We start from the raw sequence: 7195 nt of genomic DNA on the forward strand, positions 1-7195 counted from the left end.
CGACCACAGCGGTCGACCGCCTTGCTCGGCGCGGGGCCGGGCCGTCAGACCTCGCGCGGCATGGGGTCGAGCACGACCCACCTCCCGCCGTTCGCCTCGACCTGCGGCAGGGCGCGACGCACCTCGTCCAGCAGGTCGGGCACGAACAGGAGCACGCGGTCCGGACGCAGCTCGACGAGGTCGGCGGGCGAGACGATCGGGATGCGGCCCCCGGGCATGGTGCGGCCGTGCTTGGCCGTCGACGCGTCGGCGACCGCCACGACCGTCGTCCTGTCGATGCCCGAGGCGCGCAGCAGCGCGGAGGTGCGCGACGCCGCGCCGTACCCCGCCACGGTGAGGCCCTTCGCCGTCGCGTCCGCGAGGTACTCCCCGATCGCCGCCACCGATTCGCGCAGCGCGGTGCCGAGGCTCGCGACGGACGCCGGGTCCAGCACGCCCTCCGCGGTCTCCCGCTCGACCATCGCCGTGACCTCGGCGGACCGACCGCCCCAGCGCGACCCGTCCTTGGCGAAGGCCAGCATGATCGTGCCGCCGTACAGCGGGTACTCCCAGGCGCCGACGGCGGTGAGCCCCACCTCGGCCCCCATGCGCACCAGGGCGGGCGTCGAGTAGTAGGCGAAGTGGCCGTGCCGCAGCGCGTTCCAGATGCCGCCCCGCACGATCGCGGCGAGCGTGTGGTACTGCATGAGCAGCACGCCGTCGTCGGTGAGCCGGTCGCGCCGCTCGAGCAGGGCCGCGCGCTGGTCGGCGTCGTGCATCATCCCGAAGATGTCGACGACGAGCTCGGCGGGCCCCTCGGTGACCTCGACCATGTCGCGGCGGGCGAGCTGCTCCACCCAGGTGCCGCCGTGGGGGCTCGGGTACTCCAGCACGCGCGTGCCGCTGCGCACGAACCCGGCCGCCTCGGCCTGGTCGACCGCGGCCTCCGCCTGCGCCACCAGCGCCGCGGGCTCGACGCCGCGGGGCTCCTCGGGCGTCGTCGGGTCCGCCTCGAGCTGGGCGAGCCCCGTCCTCGTGCCGACGACCATGCGCAGCGGGTGCTCGGGGTCGGGCGTCGGGTCGGACGGCGCGGGGAAGAGGTCGGCCGGCGGCTGGAGCCCCAGGTCGAGGACGACGACGCCCTCGGACGACCCGTCCCAGCGGTCCCGCCAGGCGGGGTCGAGCGGGACGTCGGCGGGCTCGCGCCGGTGCGAGGGGTGGACGGCGGTGTCGGTCATGACGGTCTCCAGTGGTCGTGGTGGTCAGGCCGGCTCAGCGCAGCCGGAGCGTGGCGAGGTCCAGGCGGCCCGCGTCGGCGAGCTGCCGGATGCGCTGCAGGCGCACGAACCGCGTGCCCTCGAAGTCCTCGGCCGTCAGGCCCCGGTCGGCGGCGTCCTTCCAGATCTCGCGGATGCCGTCGGGGACCGTCCAGGCCGGGGCCGCCGCGGGCAGCAGCGTGCGGATCTTGGTGAAGTCGACCCGGTAGTTGCGGGTGTCCGGCCCGGCGCCCTCGGCGAACGACACGGGCGCGCCGGTGATGTCGCTGACCTGCTCCGCGATCGTGCGGATCTGGACCACGTCCTCGTCCCGACCGACGTTGAACGCCTGGTCGTGCACGACGTCGCGCGGCGCCTCGAGCGCGGCGAGGAACGCGGTGGCGATGTCACGGGCGTGCACCAGCGGCCGCCACGGCGACCCGTCCGACTGCAGCCGCACCTCGCCGCGGGTGTACGCGGTGCCCGTGAGGTTGTTGACGACGATGTCGGCGCGCAGCCGCGGCGACGACCCGTACGCGGTGGCGTTGCGCAGGTAGGTCGGCGAGAACGAGTCGTCGGCGAGCGGCGAGATGAACTGCTCGGCCATGACCTTGCTCTCGCCGTACGGCGTCACCGGGTGGAACTCGCCGTCCTCCGCCACGGGCGCGTCGCCCCCCGCCCCGTACAGCGAGCACGACGACGAGAACAAGAAGCGGGGCACGCCCGCGTCCTTCGCCACCGACGCCATGTGCACCGCGCCGCGGGCGTTGACGTCGTACGTCGCCTCCGGGTTGAGGTGCCCGATCGGGTCGTTGGAGATCGCGGCGAGGTGGATCACCGCGTCGAAGCCCTCGAGGTCGGCGGGGGTCGCGTCGCGCACGTCTCCCGTACGCTGCTCGTACCCGCCGGGCTGCGCCCCGAAGTCGCAGCCGTCGTACCACCCGACGTCCAGCCCGACCACCTCGTGCCCCGCCTCGCGCAGCACGGGCACCATCACCGCCCCGAGGTAGCCTCGGTCACCATCGACGAGCACTCGCATGGTCCGTCCCCCGTCGTCGTCCTGCCGGTCCGGTCACGCACCGGGAGGCCGCGGACCGGTGGCTGTACAGCCGCCTCGACGCTAACCAGGCCCCGGCCGCGACCGTGAGGGGTGCCCGGGGTGAAAAGGCTCGTCGCCCGGGTGATTCCGCGCCGGCGACGTTCCCCGCCCGCACCCCGACGGCGAGGATCGGGAGCCATGAGGGTCCTGCGCATCTCCCACAGCGCGGTCGTCGACGCCTGGCGCGGCCGCGAGGCCGAGCTGCGCCGGCGGGGCGACCACGTGCGCGTCCTCACGGCCGCCGTCTGGGACGAGGGCGGCCGCGACGTGCGGCCCGCTCCCGGGCCGGACGAGGAGCTCGAGACCGCGCGCACGCTCGGCCGGCACCCCGCCCTCTTCCTCTACGACCCGCGGGCCCTGTGGCGGGTGCTCGGCGAGCGGTGGGACGTGCTCGACATCCACGAGGAGCCGGTCGCGCTCGCCACCGCCGAGATCCTCGGGATCCGTGCCGCGCGACGCCTCGTGGACGCGGCGCGCGGCCGCCGCACCCGCCCCGCGCCGTACCTCCTGTACTCCGCGCAGAACCTCCTCAAGCGGTACCCGTGGCCGTTCCGGGCGCTCGAGGCGGCCGCGCTGCGCGGCGCCGCCGCGGTCGTCACCTGCAACCACGACGCCGCCCGCATCGTGCGCTACAAGGGCGCCCGGGGGCTGGTGGAGCGCATCCCCCTCGGCCTGGACACGACGGCGTTTTCCCCCGGGGACGACCGGCCCCGGCGCGGCGGGCCGCGCACGCCGGGGCGGGTGCGCGTCGGGTACGCGGGGCGCCTCACGGCCCAGAAGGGGGTGGACGTGCTGCTCGCCGCCGTCGCCCGGGACGAGTCCCTGGACCTCGTGGTGGCGGGCGCCGGCCCGCAGGAGGCTCGGCTGCGGGAGTCCGCGGCCCCGCTCGGCGACCGCGTCACGTTCCTCGGCCCGCTCGACACCGGCGACCTGCCCGCCTTCTACCGCGGGCTGGACGTGCTCGTCGTGCCGTCGGTCGAGACCCCGGGGCTCGCCGAGCAGTTCGGGCGCGTCGCCGTGGAGGCGATGGCGTGCGGCACGCCGGTCGTGGCGACCCGGGTCGGGTCCGTGCCCGACGTCGTGGCCGGCGCGGGCGTGCTCGTCGCGCCGGGCGACCCCGACGCGCTGCTCGACGGCGTCCGGCAGGCCACCCGGCCCGAGACGGCGCGCGCGCTCCGCCTCGCCGGGCTGGACCGCGCGCGGGAGTGCTCGTGGCCCCAGGTCGCGGGGCGGTACCGCGACGTCTACGCACGGGTCAGCGGCACGATCAGCGGCACGATCAGCGGCACGACGGGGGACGAGGGCGGCGCCACCGTCCGGGCCCCGAGCCGGCGGGCGGCGCCCCGGGTGGAGGTGGTCGTCGTCGCCTACGGCAGCCCGGAGCTGCTGCACGCCGCGCTCGAGCCGCTCGCGGGGACGTTCCCGCTGACGGTCGTCGACAACTCGTCCGACCCCCGCCACCGCGCGCTCACCGAGGCCGTCGGCGGCGCCTACCACGACCCGGGCCGCAACCTGGGGTTCGCGGCGGCCGTCAACCTCGCCCTCGCGCACCGGCAGGACCCGGGGGCGGACGTGTTCCTCCTCAACCCGGACGCCGTCGTCGGGCCCGACACCGTCGTCGCGCTCCACGACGCCCTGCACGCGGACCCCGGCCTCGCGAGCGTCGGCCCGGCCCAGGTCGACGGCGCCGGCCGCCCGGGCCGCGTCGTCTGGCCGTTCCCCTCTCCCGCCCGCGCGTGGCTGGAGGCCGTCGGCCTGGGCCGCCTCCGGCTGCCGCGCGAGCGCACCTTCGTCATCGGCTCGGCGCTGCTGATCCGCGCCTCCGCGCTGCGCAGCGTGGGCGGGCTCGACGAGCGGTTCTTCCTCTACGCCGAGGAGACCGACTGGGCCTACCGCGCCGACCGGCGCGGCTGGCGGCACGCCGTCGTCCCCGCGACGCAGGTCGTCCACGCGGGCGCCGGCACCAGCACGGACACCTCCGTGCGCGAGCTGCACTTCCACGCGTCGCAGGAGCGCTACCTGCGCAAGCACTTCGGCGCGGCCGGCTGGGCCGCCGCCCGCGCCGGGCTCGTCGCCGGCGCGGTGGTGCGCTCCGCCGCCCTGCGCGGCCCGCGGCGGGAGACCGCGCTGCGACGGTTGCGCGCCTATCTCGCCGGCCCGGCCCTCCTGGAGGACCGCGGGGTGGCGGCCCCGTGAGCGCGGTCGGCTCGCGCCCGGTCCTGCGGGCGACGACGACGGCCACCACCTGGGCGGCCGTCCTCGTCGTCGCGGTCCTCGGCGTGACGTACGCGCTCGCCCAGGACCTCGGCCTGGGGGTGGCCGCCGCGGTCGTGGTCGCCCTCGCCGGCCTCGCCGTCTACGACCCGACGCTCGTGCCCGTGGTCGCGATGCCCGCGTTCGTCGTCGCCGAACGGGTCGGCGGCGACACCCTGAACATGACGCTCAGCGACGTGGTGCTGTTCGCGACCTTCTGGGTGGCCCTCGTCTTCTCGCCGCGCCCCTTCACCCCGGCGCTGCGGTCGATGCTGTGGCTCTCGGCGATCTACCAGCTCGCCTCCCTGTTCGCCGTCGTCGCCACCCCCTTCCGCCAGAACACGGTCGAGTGGTTCCACGCCTGGGTGCTCGTGGGCGGGGCGCTCGTCGTCGGCTGGGCGGTGGGCCGGGTCGGGCGCGCGACCCTCGGGCTGACGCTCGTCACCCTCGTCGTCCTGGTGATCGCGCTGAACGCCTGCGCGATCGGCGCCGTGCAGCTCGTCCAGGGGGACGTGTCCCCGGTCTACCCGAGCTGGCCGTTCCCGATGCACAAGAACCTCGCGGGGCCGATCTTCATGTCGGTCGCGCTCCTCGCGTTCGTCCGCCAGCCGTGGCTGCACTGGCCCGCGTGGTTCCGGATCCCCACGTTCTACGTGCTGGCCCTCGGCATGCTGGCCGTGCAGTCCCGGCAGGCCATCGTCGGCTTCGGGGTGGGGCTGCTCGTCCTCGCGCTGCGCCCGGGGCACGGGCGGCGGATCGGGCCTCGGCTGATGCTGCTCACGATGGCCCCGGCGGCGCTGTTCGTCGCCGCCCGGGTCCAGGAGGACCTGTCCGGCGACGACCCGTTCAACTCCACCGCGTTCCGGGCCGCCGGCATCGAGGGCGGCTTCGACGTCTGGCGCGAGAGCCCGTGGTTCGGCGCGGGCCTGCGCTGGTGGACCGCGGGGCCCGAGCCGGGGTTCCAGCCGCCGAACGCCGTCGCCGAGGTGCTCTCGTCCGTCGGGATCGTCGGCCTCGCCGGGTTCGCGATCCTCATGCTCGGCACCGTCGTGGTCGCGTGGCGGATGGACCCCCGGTACGGCACCCTCGCCGTCGCGCTGCTCGCGTCGCGGCTGGTCGCGAGCCAGTTCGACCAGTTCTGGGTGTCGATCATCGTGTCCCTGCCCTTCCTGCTGGTGGGCGTGTGCCTGGGCGTCGAGGGGCACGAGAAGGCACCGCCGGCCGTCTCGCCGACCATCGCGTCGACCCGCCCGGCCGGCCGGCCGGCGCCCGCCCTGCGGACGGAGTCGCCATGAGGATCACCCACGTCGTCGTGACCGACGCGTACGCCGGGGTCGAGGCCCACGTCGCGCGCCTCGCGCGAGCCCAGGCCGAGGCGGGCCACCACGTGACCGTGGTCGGCGGCGCGGTGGCGGCGATGCGCGGCGCGACCGGCGACGGCGTCGGGCTCCGGCCGGGGACGACGGTGGCCGAAGCGCGCCGGTCGCTCGCCGCGGGGGCCCGGCCCGACGTCGTGCACGCCCACATGACCGCGGCGGAGACGGCCGCCTGCCTCTGGGCGCCGGTGCTCGCGCGCCGCGTACCGCTCGTCGTCACCCGGCACTTCGCCCTCGTCCGCGGCCGCAGCCCCGCCGGCCGGGTCGCGGCGCGCGTCATCCGGCGGACGGTGGCCGCGCAGATCGCCATCAGCCGGTTCACCCAGGAGCGCATCGACGGGCCCAGCGAGGTCGTCGCGGCCGGCGTCGAGGAGCGGGCGCACCCGCGCGGGGCCGCGCTCAGGTCGCCCGTCGTGCTCGTCGCGTGCCGCCTCGAGCCGGAGAAGCGCGTGGACGCCGGCGTCCGCGCGTTCGCCGCGTCGGGCCTCGCCGACCGCGGCTGGCGCCTGGTGGTCGCCGGCTCGGGATCGCTCGAGGTCGCGACGAAGGAGCTGGTGGCGGGGCTCGGCCTCGACGGCGACGTCGACCTCCTCGGGCACCGCGACGACGTCGCCGACCTGATGGCGGACGCCGGCGTCCTGCTCGCGCCGACCCCCGGGGAGCACTTCGGGCTCAGCGTGCTCGAGGCCATGGCGAGCGGCGTCCCGGTGGTCGCCGACGGGTCCGGCGGGCACGTCGAGTCGCTCGGCGCCGCCGGGGAGCCCGGGCTGTACGCCTCCGGCGACGTCGACGACGCGGCGCGGCGCCTGCGCGCCCTGGCGGACGACCCCGCGCTGCGCGACCGCTACGGCGCGGCCCTGCAGGCACGGCAGCGGGCGGAGTTCTCCCTCGCGCACCAGGCCGCCGCCACCGAGCGGGTCTACCGGGGCGTGCTGCCGTGACCCCCTCGCACGAGACCGTCACCGGCCCCGACCTCGTCGTCCTGTCGCTCGAGCCGTGGGACGACGTCTGGCGGCGCAACCAGCACCTCGTCGCGGGCCTCCTGCGCTCGCGCCCCACCGCCCGGGTGCTCTTCGTCGAGCCCGTCCGCGACCCCCTGCACGCGCTGACCCGGGGCGCGTGGCCCCGGCCCGGGCGCGGGCTGCGGCCCGCCCCGGACGTCGACGGCGTCGGCCCGCGCCGCCTCTGGCTGCTCGAGCCGACCAAGCTGCTGCCCCGGAGGGTCGCCCCTG

At 76.6% G+C, this 7195-nt stretch carries 5 protein-coding genes and 1 pseudogene; 4 read left to right on the top strand and 2 right to left on the bottom strand.

Going from position 1 to position 7195, the window contains the following annotated elements; genetic code table 11:
* Positions 1-44 precede the first annotated feature (44 nt).
* On the bottom strand, positions 45-1217 hold the full coding sequence (locus ACFUVW_RS18230; protein ID WP_430572722.1) for a transferase: 1173 nt from the start codon (positions 1215-1217) through the stop codon (positions 45-47).
* Positions 1218-1251: 34 nt separating this feature from the next.
* Positions 1252-2274 (bottom strand): NAD-dependent epimerase/dehydratase family protein, encoded by a 1023-nt coding sequence (locus ACFUVW_RS18235; protein ID WP_430572723.1) that lies wholly within the window; start codon positions 2272-2274, stop codon positions 1252-1254.
* Between the two features lie 198 nt (positions 2275-2472).
* On the opposite strand from ACFUVW_RS18235, the gene ACFUVW_RS18240 reads away from it, so the two are divergent.
* From ACFUVW_RS18240 to ACFUVW_RS18255, 4 genes and pseudogenes are all read left to right on the top strand, one after another.
* A complete protein-coding gene (locus tag ACFUVW_RS18240) occupies positions 2473-4530 on the top strand; it encodes a glycosyltransferase (RefSeq protein ID WP_430572724.1) in 2058 nt (685 codons plus the stop codon).
* On the top strand, positions 4527-5882 hold the full coding sequence (locus tag ACFUVW_RS18245) for an O-antigen ligase family protein (protein ID WP_430572725.1): 1356 nt from the start codon (positions 4527-4529) through the stop codon (positions 5880-5882). The genes ACFUVW_RS18240 and ACFUVW_RS18245 overlap by 4 nt, the downstream gene beginning before the upstream one ends.
* The gene (locus ACFUVW_RS18250) at positions 5879-6904 is read left to right on the top strand and encodes a glycosyltransferase family 4 protein (protein ID WP_430572726.1); all 1026 of its coding nucleotides are present in this window, start codon (positions 5879-5881) and stop codon (positions 6902-6904) included. Before ACFUVW_RS18245 ends, ACFUVW_RS18250 begins: the two co-directional genes overlap by 4 nt.
* Positions 6901-7195: pseudogene (locus tag ACFUVW_RS18255) on the top strand (hypothetical protein); the annotation flags it as partial. The gene ACFUVW_RS18250 and the pseudogene ACFUVW_RS18255, both read left to right, overlap by 4 nt.

Origin of the sequence: Isoptericola sp. NPDC057391, assembly GCF_042668085.1 — a bacterium.
In the GTDB taxonomy this organism is placed as follows: domain Bacteria; phylum Actinomycetota; class Actinomycetes; order Actinomycetales; family Cellulomonadaceae; genus Isoptericola.